The sequence below is a fragment of the uncultured Fluviicola sp. genome (assembly GCF_902168135.1).
Lineage (GTDB): Bacteria > Bacteroidota > Bacteroidia > Flavobacteriales_D > Crocinitomicaceae > Fluviicola.
In genome coordinates, this window is record NZ_CABHOL010000027.1 from 1 (window position 1) to 12,918 (window position 12,918).

Consider the following 12,918-nt stretch of genomic DNA (forward strand, 5'->3'; position numbering starts at 1 on the left):
CGGACGAGAAGAAAGTAGCTGCTAAAAAACCTGCTGCTAAAAAAGAAACAGTTGCTAAGCCAGCGGCTGAGAAAAAACCGGCAGCTAAAAAGCCTGCTGCAAAAACAGCAAAGAAAACTGAAGAATAATCGAATGAATAATCCTTCAACATATAAAAAGCTCTGCCACCTGGCGGGGCTTTTTTTGTGAATATTTTAATTGAAAATACTTCACTTTTAGTTCAAAAAACTCGAAATTTGTGTACTTCCAAATAGAGAGCAAAAAATCAATCCTGACAATGAATATCGGGATTCAAAAAAGCACAAAATGAAAAAACACAACTTTGGCGCAGGGCCATGCATCCTTCCGCAAGACGTATTTAAAAAAGCTGCAGATGCTGTATTGGATTTCAACGGATTATCTATCCTTGAAGTCTCTCACAGAAGTAAAGATTACGAAGCTGTTATGCACGATGCCCGTGAATTGGTGAAAAAAGCATTGAACGTTTCAGACGATTACGAAGTGCTTTATTTACAGGGCGGGGCAACACTCGGATTTACAATTACTGCTTTGAATATGATGCGCTCAACAAGAAAAGCAGGTTATATTAATACGGGAACCTGGGCTTCCGGAGCGATTAAGGAAGCAAAAAAGGCCGGCATTGACGTTAATGTATTTGCTTCTTCGGAAGATAAAAATTTCAGCTACATTCCGAAAAACCTTCAAATTCCAACGGATGTGGATTATATCCATTTCACTTCCAATAATACAATCTTCGGGACACAATTCAAGGACTTCCCAAAAACAGATCTTCCATTGGTATGTGATATGTCTTCGGATATTTTCTCCAAAGAGATCAACGTATCGGATTTTGATTTGATTTATGCAGGAGCACAAAAGAACTTAGGTCCTGCAGGAGCAACTTTATATATTGTAAAGAAAGACGCTCTTGGAAAATCAACTTCTCCGTTCATGCCGAGTTATCTGGACCTGAAACAGCACGCTGAAAAAGATTCCATGTACAATACACCACCGGTTTTCTCGGTATATGTTGCGATGCTGAACCTGCAGGATTTGCTTGCTAATGGCGGAGTTCCGGCAATGGCAAAGAAAAACCAGGCAAAAGCAAAATTGATCTATTCGGAAATTGACGCGAACCCCTTGTTCGAAGGAACGGCAGCTGTAGAAGATCGCTCAGAAATGAATGTAAACTTCCTTTTAACAAATGATGCTTTGAAAGATGAATTCGATGCAGCGTGGAAAGCAGCCGGAATTATTGGTTTGAACGGACACAGAAGTGTCGGTGGATACCGCGCTTCCATGTACAATGCGCTTGAATTGGAAAGCGTTCAGGTCTTGGTAGATGTAATGAACGATTTCGCTAAAAAACACGGATAGAAATTGTTCAAAAGGTTCAAATCTTCTTTCACTGACGACCTTCGGTGGCAGGATTTGAAAACGCTCATAGAGCTTCGAAGGTTCAAGAGTTTAAACAGTCCAATTTGAACATTTGAACATTTGAACATTTGAACATTTGAACATTTGAACATTTGAACATTTGAACTAAAATAGAATCATTCGAAATATTGAACGAACTGAAATAACAAGTATGAAAATATTAGCAAACGACGGAATTTCAAACGAAGGGAAAGCAGCTCTTGAAAAAGCAGGTTATACCGTTATTACGGATAAAGTTAACCAGGACGACCTGATCTCATATGTGAATGCAAATAATATTGAGATTATTTTGGTTAGAAGCGCTACAACGATCAGACAAGTTGTAATTGATTCCTGCCCGGGATTGAAATTACTTGGAAGAGGTGGTGTAGGAATGGATAATATTGACGTGGCTTATGCCCGTGAAAAAGGCCTGACAGTAATCAATACTCCGGCTTCTTCTTCTCAATCCGTTGCAGAATTGGTAATGGGACATTTATTTGCCGGAGCACGTTTTTTACACGATTCATTTAAGCAAATGGAAACCGGTGATTTTTCCGCATTGAAAAAGAAATACGGAAAAGGGATCGAATTGCGTGGAAAAACAATTGCCATTGTTGGATTCGGTCGTATCGGGCAATCATTGGCAAGTTATGCACTTGGCTGCGGAATGAAAGTTATAGCCGTAAACAACCATGAAATCAATGTTGAAATTCCGTTGGAAATCCAGGGATTGGGAGAAATAAAGGTCCCAATCCGTTCCACAAACGACTTGAACAGTGCTTTGAAAGAAGCTGATTTCATTTCGCTTCACATTCCAAAACAGGCGGATGGTTCTGCGGTCATTCAAAAAGCGGAATTCGATCGGATGAAAAAAGGAGTAGTATTGGTGAATGCAGCGCGAGGCGGGGTTGTGAATGAGTCAGACTTGCTGGCAGCAATTGCTGAAGGCAAAGTAGCTTACGCAGGATTAGACGTATTTGAAAACGAACCGAATCCGAGAGCAGATCTGTTGAATAACGAGAAAATAGGAACAACACCACATATTGGCGCAGCAACAAATGAAGCCCAGGACCGCATCGGTTTGGAGTTGGCTGAGCTGATTGTTAACCAGTTTGGAATTCAAGTTCCGGCTTAAGTGAATCGAAATAAATGTCTGTAATTCATCCTTTTAAGGCAATTCGTCCGACAAGAGATAAAGCCCAGCTGGTTTCCACGAGACCGCTGGCAGCTTATCGCAAGCATATCCTGCGCGCAAAGCTGGACGAAAACCCTTATACTTTCCTGCATATCATTCACCCGGAAGGAGACAAAGAGCACCATTCGAAAGCGAATTCCGTGGAACGTTTCGAAGCAGTGAAAGAACGCTACGACTCTTTTATCGATCAGGGAATACTGATCCAGGATGAAGAACCTTCTTTTTACATTTACCGGCAGACAAAGGGAACACACCAATTTACCGGGGTGATTGCCGGAGTCAGCGTGGAAGAATACAAAAATGACCTGATCAAAAAGCACGAAGCAACGATCACATCCCGTGAATCCATGTTTACGAACTATTTGAATATCACCGGCTTTAATGCAGAACCCGTTCTTTTAGCTCATAAACACCTTCCGGAACTGGATAAATACCTCGATAAAGTTACCAGGGCCAGACCTGAATACGAATTTTCAACGACGGATAAGATCAAGCATGAATTATGGGTGATCAATGCAGAAAAAGACACGAAACTGATTGCCATTTATGATTCACTGAAAGAATTGTACATTGCGGATGGACATCACCGTTCGGCCTCTTCTGCCCGTCTAAAAGATACAATTGTGAAAAACAAACAGGCGCAGTTCCCGAATCACGATTACTTCCTTGCCTATTTGATAGACGAACAGAAATTGGAAATCCTGGAATTCCAACGCCTGGTGAAAACACTGAACGGACTTTCTGCAAAAAACTTCCTGAAAGCCTGCTCCGAACACTTTGAGATCGAAGAATTGAAAAAAGCACGCAGACCGGTCCAACGCCACGAAATCGTTTGTTTATTGGGAAAAGAAGCATATTCTTTTAAGGCAAAAGAATCCATTACGGCAGAAAAAGACGTTGTAAAACAACTGGATGCTCAAATACTTACGGACTACATTCTCAATCCGATTTTGGGAATTGAAGACCTGAAAACCAGTAAGGAAATTGAATTTATTCCGGGAACAAAAGAATTGAAAAGGATCATAGACCGAATCAAAAAGGAAGAGTTTAAAGTCGGATTTCTACTCTATCCTGCATCCATCAACGAAGTAAAAGAAGTTGCGGACCAGGGCGGAATTATGCCTCCGAAATCGACGTGGGTAGAACCCAAAATGCGCAGCGGATTGACCATTTATAATATTAATGAATAAACATGTCTTTAGCAGATAGACTCCATTTACTAAAAGAAGAAATCCCGCAAGACGTGGTGCTGGTAGCCGTTTCAAAAACCAAACCGGTTTCACTGATACAGGAAGCATATGACGCCGGACAGCGTGTTTTCGGGGAAAATAAAGTGCAGGAACTTGTTGATAAATGGGAGGTTCTTCCGAAAGATATCGAATGGCATTTAATCGGTCATTTACAAAGCAATAAAGTCAAATACATTGCTCCTTTCGTTTCATTGATCCATTCGGTCGACAGTTTTAAGCTGCTTCAGGAGATTAACAAACAAGGTGAGAAAAATAACCGTGTAATTCCCTGCCTGCTTCAATTTCACATTGCACAGGAAGAAACCAAATTCGGGCTTTCCTTTGAAGAAGCGGAAGAGATCCTGCAAAGTCGTGAATTTGTAGAAATGCATCATATTTCGATTGTAGGCTTAATGGGAATGGCAAGCTTTGTAGACAATGAGGAACAAATCCGCGACGAATTCCGGAACCTGAATAACTATTTCATGATCCTGAAAAGCAATTATTTCAAATACAACCCGGATTTCAAAGTGCTTTCCATGGGTATGAGCGGTGATTACAAGCTAGCCATTGAAGAAGGAAGTAATATGATCCGTGTCGGAAGTTCATTATTCGGAAGCCGATGAAAACTATCCTCCTGTTCTTAAGCATCTTTTATGCTATCGGAAATGCATTTTCCCAGGATCATTATGCCGACAGTCTGACTGCCGAACGTAAAAAGCATGAAAAGGAATTCTTGTCGCAGGTGTTGAACGAAGAAGAACGCAGGATCCATCCTGAAATTTGTTTCTTTCCGGTAGACAAATCTTTTATTGTTGAGGCCGACTTCGTGAAAGACGTTGGGGCGGCATTTGCAATGCCCATGTCGAAAGAAAGAACAGTATATTACCGCAAAATGGGTACGCTTTCTTTCAGGATCAATGACACGCTTTGCACACTGAACGTTTATCAAAACCTGGACCTGGCCGGGAAGAAAGAATTCAAGAATTACTATTTCGTTCCGTTTAAAGATGCTACAACGGCCGTGTCAACTTATGGTGCAGGAAAATACCTGGATTGTTACTTTAGCAGGAAAACCAAAAAAGTCAGGTTGGATTTCAATACTTCATACCATCCGTATTGTGCTTATTCAGACCGATACTCCTGCCCCATTGTACCGAAAGAAAATACGATTCCCGTTTCAATTACAGCCGGAGAATGCTATGTAGGACATGATGAGTAACCGGGAATACTTCGCTTATTCGTAGTACTTCCGAAAGAATTCATTTAAGTGGTCTTTCCAGATTTGGTACCCGGAATAATTCAAATGAATCCCGTCAACGGATAAATCATTCTTCAAATAAGTTCCTTCTAAAAGCATTCCGGGTCTTACATCCAAAAAAGCAACTTGTTTAGCTTTGCAAAGCTGTACCAGACGGTTATTCAATTCCTTGACTCTTTTCGCAACCACACCATTTTCAGAAAATCCACCATAAAGCGTATCGTAGTAATTCGTGGTTGGAAGAACCGATTGAATAACTAGTTCTACCTTATGAGCCTGGATAGTATCGATGATGGTCCGGATGTGGGAAAGCGTTTTGGATACAGGAACAGACTGCACAACATCATTAATTCCAATCATAAGGAATATAATGTGTGGTTTTTTGTCCAGCGCCTTATAAACGGGTGCTTTTACCGAATCAGACTGAAAATAAAGCAAATCATCGCTTCTGAACGAATCAAATCCCAGGTTAAAAATGTGGTTGTATCCGGTAAGTGTATTCCAATTCGTATCTGCCCCCCAATAGTGATTGATCCTTCTCGTTTCACTATCACCCAGCATTACAATCCTCAAATCTTCAATAGGAACTTTTGGCTTCCCGTTACAGGCAGTGAAAACCAGGAGCAGCCCGAAGCAGGTAATCAATCCTTTAACAGAAATTACTTTCGACCATAGACTCTCTGCTCTGTAATTAGTTATCATCGGATGACTAAATTAACCAACTTCTGCTGATTTTCTTTGTTGCAGCTCGAAAAAGTCATGCAAAAAGCTGCTCCCGAAAGAATCGAAAGCAGCCCTCTCCGGATTTGCGCTACACAAAACCTGTCGACCCTAATTTTTAATAATTCTGTAAACCTGGTTTGAATGTGAAGACCGCATAAGATACGTTCCTGCTTCCAGGTTCTCAAGAGATATTTCCGATTTCAATTTTACCTCAACCGTTTTTACAATTCTCCCTTCCATATCATATAATTCAAAAATCTGTGCTTCCGAATGGGTTGTTTGAATCATCAGTCTTCCACTCGTTGGATTCGGATAAACAGCGAAATAAACTCCCGGATTCAACTCATCGATTCCAACAGTGACACCAAGACTCGCACTTCCATAACATCCAAAAGCATCCGTCACAAGAACTTCGTAAGACCCACCGCCGTAAGACTGCATGTCAAGCGTAGATCCTGTTTCACCTGCCAGTTCAACCCCATTTAAAAACCAGGAAACCGTTAAGGAAGTCGACGGAATACTCAGCTCTGATCCGTTCTGCGTAATTACCGGATCGGAAGGCAGTGAATAGTTGCAGGAATACAGCGACTGAATACGCGTATCGCTATCTCGCTGCGCTGTAAACAAAGGCCAGCCGGAACAATTTTTCATCAGGTAAAAATCCAGGTACGGATCCAATATATCAAAGGTAATGTCATGCTGAACAGCCCGGGTAATGCTGATGTTTCCTCCTGAAGCAGACTCTCCGAAATCACAGGTGGTACTGGAATTGGCAAAATAACAATGCCCACCGCCTGTGATCGAAATAAAGTGTTTGCATGCATTATTTAAACTGTCATACATCGGTTGGTGATGATCCTCTGGCGGGGTTACCGCATCTTCCGTTCCAGAAAAGACAAGCGTCGGAATAGAAATACCTAAACTGGCATTAATCGCAGATGGCGTTGTTTCTGCCGGCGCAAACCCCACTAAAACATCAAAACCGGCAGTATTTTGAGATGCTGCCAGAAATGAGGAGCCTCCTCCCATCGAATGGCCCATGACGGCTTTTTTACCATTCCATGCCTGGTAGAAGAAGGAAGAAACATCCGTGCTTAATGCTTCCATTTTGGCTCCTGCAACAGAAAGATCCAGCGCGAAATCCTGATGAACCGGTGAAAAACTTCCTTCCGTGCGCGGAAAAACAAGCACATAGCCAAGTGGCACATAGTGGTCGATGAAATTCTGGTAAGAATCCCAGGTCATTACAAATCCATGCCCGAAAACAATGTAAGGAAACTCTCCGGTAGAAATTGCTACGTCATTTCCCGCCGTAGAAGATGGATAATAGATTTCGCTTTGTATCTGACGGCCCGCTCCGCCTCCGGAACCAAATCCTCCCGTTCGTGAAGGATCATTAAAAGTAATTGTTCGATGTCCGATCTGGTAAGGCTGTGAAAAGCCAATTGCCGAAACGAACAACGAAAGTAGTAGTAAAGTAGTTTTCATTGTTTTTATTTTTTAACAACAAATGTTATTATTTTATCATTTAGTTATTTTTAGATTGTGATGAACGGTAAATGTGTTGAACGGTAAGGCTTCTGCCAGCCAATTCAAAATTATTTGACTAATTTCAAGCAGATAACCATACGATATGAAAATACAACACATAGTAGCTTTCACTTCTGTTCTCGCGCTTTCTGCGGCTTGCGGAGGCGGTGAAGAATCCACAGAAGAAAATACAGGACCGATGGAAACAACCGTAGAACGATTTGCAGACATTCAAATCCTTCGCTTTGAAGTTCCAAGCTGGAATAAGCTTTCTTTGAAGCAAAAAGAATTGGTTTACTACCTTTCCCAGGCAGGTTTGGCAGGAAGAGATATCAATTACGATCAAAACAACCGCTTCAACCTGGAAATCCGCAGAGCTTTGGAAGCTATCCATGAAAAATACACCGGTGATAAAACTACCGGTGAATGGAAGAAATTTGATGAGTGGAGTAAACAAATTTTCTTTTCGAACGGAATACACCACCATTACAGCATGGATAAAATCCGGCCGAAATTCAGTGCAGCTTACCTGGATAAGCTGATGAAAGCAGTTGAACATAACTTAAGTCCGGAGGCACTCGACGCAATATTCAAACCGGAACTTGAGAAAAAACGCAAAGTAAAAGATCCGAATGTGGACATGATCGTTGCTTCGGCAAATAATTTCTACGGCAAGGGTGTTACACAAAAAATGGTCGAGGATTTCTATGCTCAAAAACAAGATTTGAATGACCCTGAACCCATTGAACTAGGTTTGAACTCAACTTTAATCCTTAAAAACGGGAAACTGCATGAAGATGTTTGGAAGAGCAAAGGAAAATATGGAGCTGCGATCGACCAGATTATCTTTTGGCTGAGAAAAGCCGTGAAAGTAGCCGAAAACGATCAACAGGCACGGGCATTGAAAGTGTTGATCGAGTATTACAAAACCGGTAATCTCAGAAAATGGGACGAATACAACGTGATTTGGTCCACTGCAACAAAAGGCGATATTGATTACATCAACGGATTTATTGAAACATACGGAGACGCACTCGGAAAACGCGCGAATTACGAATCCATCGTTCAAATCAATGATTTTGAGGCATCCAAACGCATGGCGACTGTTGCGAAAAATGCGCAGTGGTTTGAAGACAACTCTCCCTTAATGCCGGAGCACAAGAAAAAGAAAGTGGTCGGTGTTTCCTACAAAGTAGTTGAAGTTGCCAGCGAATCCGGTGATGCCGCTCCTTCTACTCCGATTGGTGTGAATCTTCCGAATAACAACTGGATCCGTGAGATCCACGGCTCAAAATCGGTTTCATTAGGAAATATCATCGAAGCCTACAACAAAGCCGGCGGACCTGCCGTAACCGAAGAATTCGCAAACGACCAGGAAGAAATAGACCGGGCAAACAAATACGGAGCAATTGCAGGAAAAATGCACACTGCTCTGCATGAAGTTGTAGGACATGCCAGCGGACAAATTAACAAAGGTGTTGGCCAGCCTTCCGAAACACTGCAGAATTACGCGTCGACTTTGGAAGAAGCCCGCGCAGATCTGGTCGGACTTTACTTCATCATGGACCAAAAAATGGTGGATTTAGGTCTGATCGAAACACTGGAAGTCGGGAAAGCAGAATACGACGGCTATATCCGCAACGGTTTGCTGACTCAGCTGCAGCGTTTGGAAATGGGACAAAATGTAGAGGAAGAACACATGCAGAACCGTCAGTTGGTGAGTGCCTGGGTGTTTGAAAAAGGTCAGAAAGACAAGGTAATCGAAAAGATTACCCGCAACGGAAAGACCTATTATGACATCAGGGATTACAACAAACTTCGCACACTTTTCGGTGAGTTGCTAAGAGAAATCCAGCGCATCAAATCAGAAGGTGATTACCAGGCCGGAAAAGCATTGGTGGAAACGTACGGAGTGAAAGTGGATAAAAAGACACACGCAGAAGTTCTTCGCCGCGTAAAACCTTTAAACATTGCTCCTTACAGCGGATTTGTATATCCTGTTTTTGTCCCGGTAATGGACCACGAAGGTAAAATCAAAGACATCAGGCTGGAAAATAAGCAGACGTTCATTGAACAGATGTTGTATTACGGGAAGAACCATAGTTTTTTGTATTGAGATAAATAACACCAACATTTACCGCAGATGCACAGATTTTTTTAGCTATGAACCAACATCGCTATTTAATCTGTCATCTGTGGGAATTTGTAATCCCGGTTACTTCAAGAAAATGACTTTACGCAAAGCAATTCCTTCCGAAATTCCCGCCATTTGGGAAATTCTCCGGCAAGCCATTGAGCGGAGAAAACAAGACGGCAGCCAGCAGTGGCAGGATGGCTATCCGAACGAGCAAAGCATTCACAACGATTTAGCCACTGATTCTGCATATGTGTTGATTGAAAACGATGAAATCATAGCTTATGCAGCAATTATCTTCGATGTTGAACCCGCTTATACGGATATTCAGGGAAAATGGCTTACAAATGGCGATTATGTAGTCGTTCATCGCGTAGCGACATCCAATTCCGTTTTGGGAAAAGGGATTGCCACACATTTGTTCAAATTGATCGAAGACCTGGCAATTGCTTCAAACGTTTACAGCATTAAAGTCGATACGAACTTTGACAATATTGCTATGCTGAAAATCCTGGATAAATTGGATTACACCTATTGCGGAGAAGTGTTTTTCCGCGGTTCGGCACGGAAGGCGTTTGAAAAGGTATTGCACAAAAAATGAAATCTTCCGGAATAAAATATGAATTTGATGCTAAACCCTGGCTATATGATGGTCCGGGTGCCTGGCATTTCATATCTTTACCAGTGGAGCTGGCAAAAGAGATCCGAACTCACCTGAAATCTGAGGAAGAAGGTTGGGGACGGTTGAAAGTAACAGCAAAAATCGGAGAAACCGAGTGGAAAACTGCTATTTGGTTCTCGACAAAATCACACACATACCTTTTACCTCTTAAAGCAGCAGTTAGAAAGTCGGAACATATTGAAACCGGAAAACTGACGAAAGCAACTATTTGGATTTAATTAAAAAAACATACCATGAAGAACTCAATTAACTGGTTTGAAATCCCGGCAACAGATTTCACAAGAGCAAAAAAGTTTTACGAAACGATTTTAGGAGCAGAAATTATGGAAATGCCTTTTCCGGAAGGAAAGTATGGGATATTTCCAAGTGATATGCAAAGTGGCGTAGGCGGTGGACTTGTGCAAGGAGAAGGATTTGTCCCTTCCGACAAAGGAACGATTGTTTACCTGAACGGCGGAGAAGATCTGAGTCTGAGCTTAGGCAAAGTAGAATCCGCGGGCGGAAAAATTGTAATGCCCAAAACATCAATTGGGGAAAACGGGTTTATGGCTCATTTTATTGATACCGAAGGAAATCGTGTTGCTTTGCACTCAATGAAGTAATTTTTAGTCTTCCGGAGTAATGAAAACCGAGGCTTTCAACTTCATTATTCCGGAAGTCGTTATCTTTCTCCGCCATGAATTCCAACCTTCAGCCCTCATTAGAAAACGAACAGATCATCCTCTTCCGCTCCCGGTTCAATCTTTTTAACGATCCTCATGAAAAGGACCATTCGAAATAATACCCTTAAAAAATTAACTAATTTTGAAGTGTCACCAAATCCATTGAAATGAACAAAATCGTTGCTTTCCTGTTTTTCACCTTAGTTTTCAAATCCGGGTTCGGGCAAAATACTTCTTCTCCACAGTATTATACCCAATCATTCGATCTGATCAATGACTCCTTTAACCTTTCCGGAAAAACCAAAATCGGGAATTTAAGTGGTTATTCTACAGATGCTGGCAACTTCACTCTTTCATATTTATTCAAATCCTTTTGGAATAACGCAAATAAACAAGGAGCTAATTCATTTAAGATCGAAAGCATTGTTCGTCAGGGAGATAGTACACACATTGAAATATCGATTTATTCGTTAAATGAAGGAGAATTAAAAACGAACCAGGATACGTATCCGAGAAACATGATTTATGTCTTCGGAAACATAGATAAACGCAAGGCAAGCAAAAAAATCAAGATTAACGAAACGGAGATTGAATTGGATCCCCTGGAATATGTTTCTTACCAAAACCAGATAGCTGAAGAGACAATTGTCAGTATTGGAGGACGCAGGGGAGCAAAACTATCGATTACAGGAAAAGAAGGCAGACAACCCATCTATTTATCTGCCAGCGACTTTAATCATAACGGTATATCCTATACTGCCAACGGTACTATGAGCTTTAACAGAGGCAGAGTGCCACCTGTCGATTTCAATTTCGGAGCTTTTTTGGTAAAGGTTTTACCTGAAAAACGGTAACTTACGGAACCAAATATCGCTGTATGACTTTCTCCATCCAACCCATCCTGGAAAACGATCTTATCATTCTATATCCGCTTTTGGAAAGCGATTTTGAAGAGCTCTATGCCGTTGCTTCCGATCCGAAAGTCTGGGAACAGCATCCGAATAAAGACCGCTGGAAACGTGAAATCTTTCAGAACTTCTTCAGAGGAGCCATGGAAAGTAAGGGGGCTTTCAAAATTGTCGACAAATCAACCGGTAAGACCATCGGGTGCACGCGTTATTACGATTACAACGAAGCAGAAAATTGCATCCTGATCGGTTATACCTTCTACGGAACGGATTCCTGGGGAAAGGGTATCAATCCGCAAGTCAAAAAACTGATGCTGGATTATATCTTTCAATTCGTCTCAAAAGTGCATTTTCATGTAGGATCAAACAACCTGCGTTCCCGGATTGCAATCAGCCGCATAGGCGCAGAAAAGATCGGAGAAGAAGAAATTGCTTATTTTGGGGAAGCACCGAAATTGAATTTCATTTACGAAATACAGAAAGAAAATTGGAAATGAAGAAAAACGCATTGATTATATATTTGTTTGTAGTCATCACATTCCTGCTGCTGATCCCGATACAAATTGTAGACGGAGGCCTTGGGATTGCAGGCGGAGTAGTTGCCGGAATTGGTTTTGCAAGTTGTGTCACTTCCCTGCTTCCGTTTTTCGTTTCCAGGTATTTATTTACAAAGGCAGAACCTTATACACATTACCGTCGCCGCTACCAAATAGCCGCAATCAGCGTTTATATTTTCTGTTTCCCTGTAAAACTTTGGGCAATTTATATGGCCATTTACCTGCTCTACCACGGAGAACCCAGATGGGCTTTCGGGTAAAAAAAACAGGAATATGAGAAAGAAACTTCGTTTGATCTACCTAATGGTTATCGCTTGTGTTTTAGTGATAACTGCCGTTTCATTGTTATACATGAATACGCATATCAGCAACCTCGTACTGGCTGGTATTGCTTTGATCAGTATTATCACTTCCCTGATCCCTTATTTTTTATCCATGTACATTCTTAAAAAGTACGAAGCGGAACCGGAGAACACATCCTATAAAATATTCGGGATAGCCGTTTACGCCTGTTGTTTTCCCATTAAGACCTGGGTAGTTTTCGTTACTATTCACGAAATGCTGTTCGGAAACAATCATTGGGCTTTTGGATGAATATATAATTGGTAATTTTCGAAA

15 protein-coding genes are annotated in these 12,918 nt (G+C 41.5%); 13 read left to right on the plus strand and 2 right to left on the minus strand.

Annotated elements, in window-relative coordinates; translation table 11 throughout:
- Positions 1 to 306 precede the first annotated feature (306 nt).
- The 5 genes from serC (at position 307) to QZT69_RS11325 (ending at position 5,065) form a co-directional block, all read left to right on the plus strand.
- Positions 307 to 1,377 (plus strand): 3-phosphoserine/phosphohydroxythreonine transaminase, encoded by a 1,071-nt coding sequence (gene serC / locus QZT69_RS11305; protein ID WP_294674143.1) that lies wholly within the window; start codon positions 307 to 309, stop codon positions 1,375 to 1,377.
- 211 nt (positions 1,378 to 1,588) lie between these two features.
- Positions 1,589 to 2,554: a D-2-hydroxyacid dehydrogenase gene (locus QZT69_RS11310; RefSeq protein ID WP_294674146.1), complete on the plus strand. Its 966-nt coding sequence runs from the start codon at positions 1,589 to 1,591 to the stop codon at positions 2,552 to 2,554.
- 14 nt (positions 2,555 to 2,568) lie between these two features.
- On the plus strand, positions 2,569 to 3,804 hold the full coding sequence (locus QZT69_RS11315; protein WP_294674148.1) for a DUF1015 domain-containing protein: 1,236 nt from the start codon (positions 2,569 to 2,571) through the stop codon (positions 3,802 to 3,804).
- A 2-nt stretch (positions 3,805 to 3,806) separates the two neighbouring features.
- Complete coding sequence (locus tag QZT69_RS11320) at positions 3,807 to 4,469, plus strand: YggS family pyridoxal phosphate-dependent enzyme (RefSeq protein ID WP_294674150.1); 663 nt, start codon at positions 3,807 to 3,809, stop codon at positions 4,467 to 4,469.
- The gene (locus QZT69_RS11325) at positions 4,466 to 5,065 is read left to right on the plus strand and encodes a DUF1684 domain-containing protein (RefSeq protein WP_294674152.1); all 600 of its coding nucleotides are present in this window, start codon (positions 4,466 to 4,468) and stop codon (positions 5,063 to 5,065) included. The genes QZT69_RS11320 and QZT69_RS11325 overlap by 4 nt, the downstream gene beginning before the upstream one ends.
- Positions 5,066 to 5,080: 15 nt before the next feature.
- Here QZT69_RS11325 and QZT69_RS11330 read toward each other — a convergent pair whose 3' ends face one another.
- Together QZT69_RS11330 and QZT69_RS11335 are read right to left on the minus strand one after the other, a co-directional pair.
- Positions 5,081 to 5,806: a GDSL-type esterase/lipase family protein gene (locus tag QZT69_RS11330; protein WP_294674153.1), complete on the minus strand. Its 726-nt coding sequence runs from the start codon at positions 5,804 to 5,806 to the stop codon at positions 5,081 to 5,083.
- Between the two features lie 129 nt (positions 5,807 to 5,935).
- Positions 5,936 to 7,315: a T9SS type A sorting domain-containing protein gene (locus QZT69_RS11335; protein WP_294674155.1), complete on the minus strand. Its 1,380-nt coding sequence runs from the start codon at positions 7,313 to 7,315 to the stop codon at positions 5,936 to 5,938.
- A gap of 145 nt (positions 7,316 to 7,460) precedes the next feature.
- Between QZT69_RS11335 and QZT69_RS11340 the strand changes: the two genes are divergently transcribed.
- From QZT69_RS11340 to QZT69_RS11375, 8 genes are all read left to right on the plus strand, one after another.
- Positions 7,461 to 9,473, plus strand: coding sequence for a dihydrofolate reductase (locus QZT69_RS11340; RefSeq protein WP_294674158.1), 2,013 nt, complete (start codon positions 7,461 to 7,463; stop codon positions 9,471 to 9,473).
- 112 nt (positions 9,474 to 9,585) lie between these two features.
- Positions 9,586 to 10,092 carry a GNAT family N-acetyltransferase gene (locus QZT69_RS11345; protein ID WP_294674160.1) on the plus strand — a complete coding sequence of 169 codons (507 nt, stop codon included), beginning with the start codon at positions 9,586 to 9,588 and terminating at the stop codon, positions 10,090 to 10,092.
- Positions 10,089 to 10,391 (plus strand): DUF1905 domain-containing protein, encoded by a 303-nt coding sequence (locus QZT69_RS11350; RefSeq protein ID WP_294674162.1) that lies wholly within the window; start codon positions 10,089 to 10,091, stop codon positions 10,389 to 10,391. Before QZT69_RS11345 ends, QZT69_RS11350 begins: the two co-directional genes overlap by 4 nt.
- Positions 10,392 to 10,406: 15 nt before the next feature.
- On the plus strand, positions 10,407 to 10,775 hold the full coding sequence (locus QZT69_RS11355) for a VOC family protein (RefSeq protein WP_294674163.1): 369 nt from the start codon (positions 10,407 to 10,409) through the stop codon (positions 10,773 to 10,775).
- Between the two features lie 227 nt (positions 10,776 to 11,002).
- Positions 11,003 to 11,689 (plus strand): hypothetical protein, encoded by a 687-nt coding sequence (locus tag QZT69_RS11360; protein ID WP_294674166.1) that lies wholly within the window; start codon positions 11,003 to 11,005, stop codon positions 11,687 to 11,689.
- Positions 11,690 to 11,712: 23 nt separating this feature from the next.
- Complete coding sequence (locus tag QZT69_RS11365; protein WP_294674169.1) at positions 11,713 to 12,240, plus strand: GNAT family N-acetyltransferase; 528 nt, start codon at positions 11,713 to 11,715, stop codon at positions 12,238 to 12,240.
- Positions 12,237 to 12,560, plus strand: a complete 324-nt coding sequence (locus tag QZT69_RS11370) for a hypothetical protein (protein ID WP_294674171.1) — start codon at positions 12,237 to 12,239, stop codon at positions 12,558 to 12,560. Before QZT69_RS11365 ends, QZT69_RS11370 begins: the two co-directional genes overlap by 4 nt.
- Positions 12,561 to 12,573: 13 nt before the next feature.
- Positions 12,574 to 12,894, plus strand: a complete 321-nt coding sequence (locus QZT69_RS11375; RefSeq protein ID WP_294674173.1) for a hypothetical protein — start codon at positions 12,574 to 12,576, stop codon at positions 12,892 to 12,894.
- The last annotated feature ends 24 nt before the right edge of the window (positions 12,895 to 12,918 follow it).

Bases quoted from the DNA above. Each gene is read 5' to 3' on its own strand.
- QZT69_RS11345 (WP_294674160.1), top strand. From the start codon at position 9,586: ATGACTTTACGCAAAGCAATTCCTTCCGAAATTCCCGCCATTTGGGAA.
- QZT69_RS11335 (WP_294674155.1), bottom strand. From the start codon at position 7,315: ATGAAAACTACTTTACTACTACTTTCGTTGTTCGTTTCGGCAATTGGC.
- serC (WP_294674143.1), top strand. From the start codon at position 307: ATGAAAAAACACAACTTTGGCGCAGGGCCATGCATCCTTCCGCAAGAC.
- QZT69_RS11330 (WP_294674153.1), bottom strand. From the start codon at position 5,806: ATGATAACTAATTACAGAGCAGAGAGTCTATGGTCGAAAGTAATTTCT.
- QZT69_RS11355 (WP_294674163.1), top strand. From the start codon at position 10,407: ATGAAGAACTCAATTAACTGGTTTGAAATCCCGGCAACAGATTTCACA.
- QZT69_RS11320 (WP_294674150.1), top strand. From the start codon at position 3,807: ATGTCTTTAGCAGATAGACTCCATTTACTAAAAGAAGAAATCCCGCAA.
- QZT69_RS11340 (WP_294674158.1), top strand. From the start codon at position 7,461: ATGAAAATACAACACATAGTAGCTTTCACTTCTGTTCTCGCGCTTTCT.
- QZT69_RS11375 (WP_294674173.1), top strand. From the start codon at position 12,574: ATGAGAAAGAAACTTCGTTTGATCTACCTAATGGTTATCGCTTGTGTT.
- QZT69_RS11310 (WP_294674146.1), top strand. From the start codon at position 1,589: ATGAAAATATTAGCAAACGACGGAATTTCAAACGAAGGGAAAGCAGCT.
- QZT69_RS11360 (WP_294674166.1), top strand. From the start codon at position 11,003: ATGAACAAAATCGTTGCTTTCCTGTTTTTCACCTTAGTTTTCAAATCC.
- QZT69_RS11315 (WP_294674148.1), top strand. From the start codon at position 2,569: ATGTCTGTAATTCATCCTTTTAAGGCAATTCGTCCGACAAGAGATAAA.
- QZT69_RS11370 (WP_294674171.1), top strand. From the start codon at position 12,237: ATGAAGAAAAACGCATTGATTATATATTTGTTTGTAGTCATCACATTC.
- QZT69_RS11325 (WP_294674152.1), top strand. From the start codon at position 4,466: ATGAAAACTATCCTCCTGTTCTTAAGCATCTTTTATGCTATCGGAAAT.
- QZT69_RS11365 (WP_294674169.1), top strand. From the start codon at position 11,713: ATGACTTTCTCCATCCAACCCATCCTGGAAAACGATCTTATCATTCTA.
- QZT69_RS11350 (WP_294674162.1), top strand. From the start codon at position 10,089: ATGAAATCTTCCGGAATAAAATATGAATTTGATGCTAAACCCTGGCTA.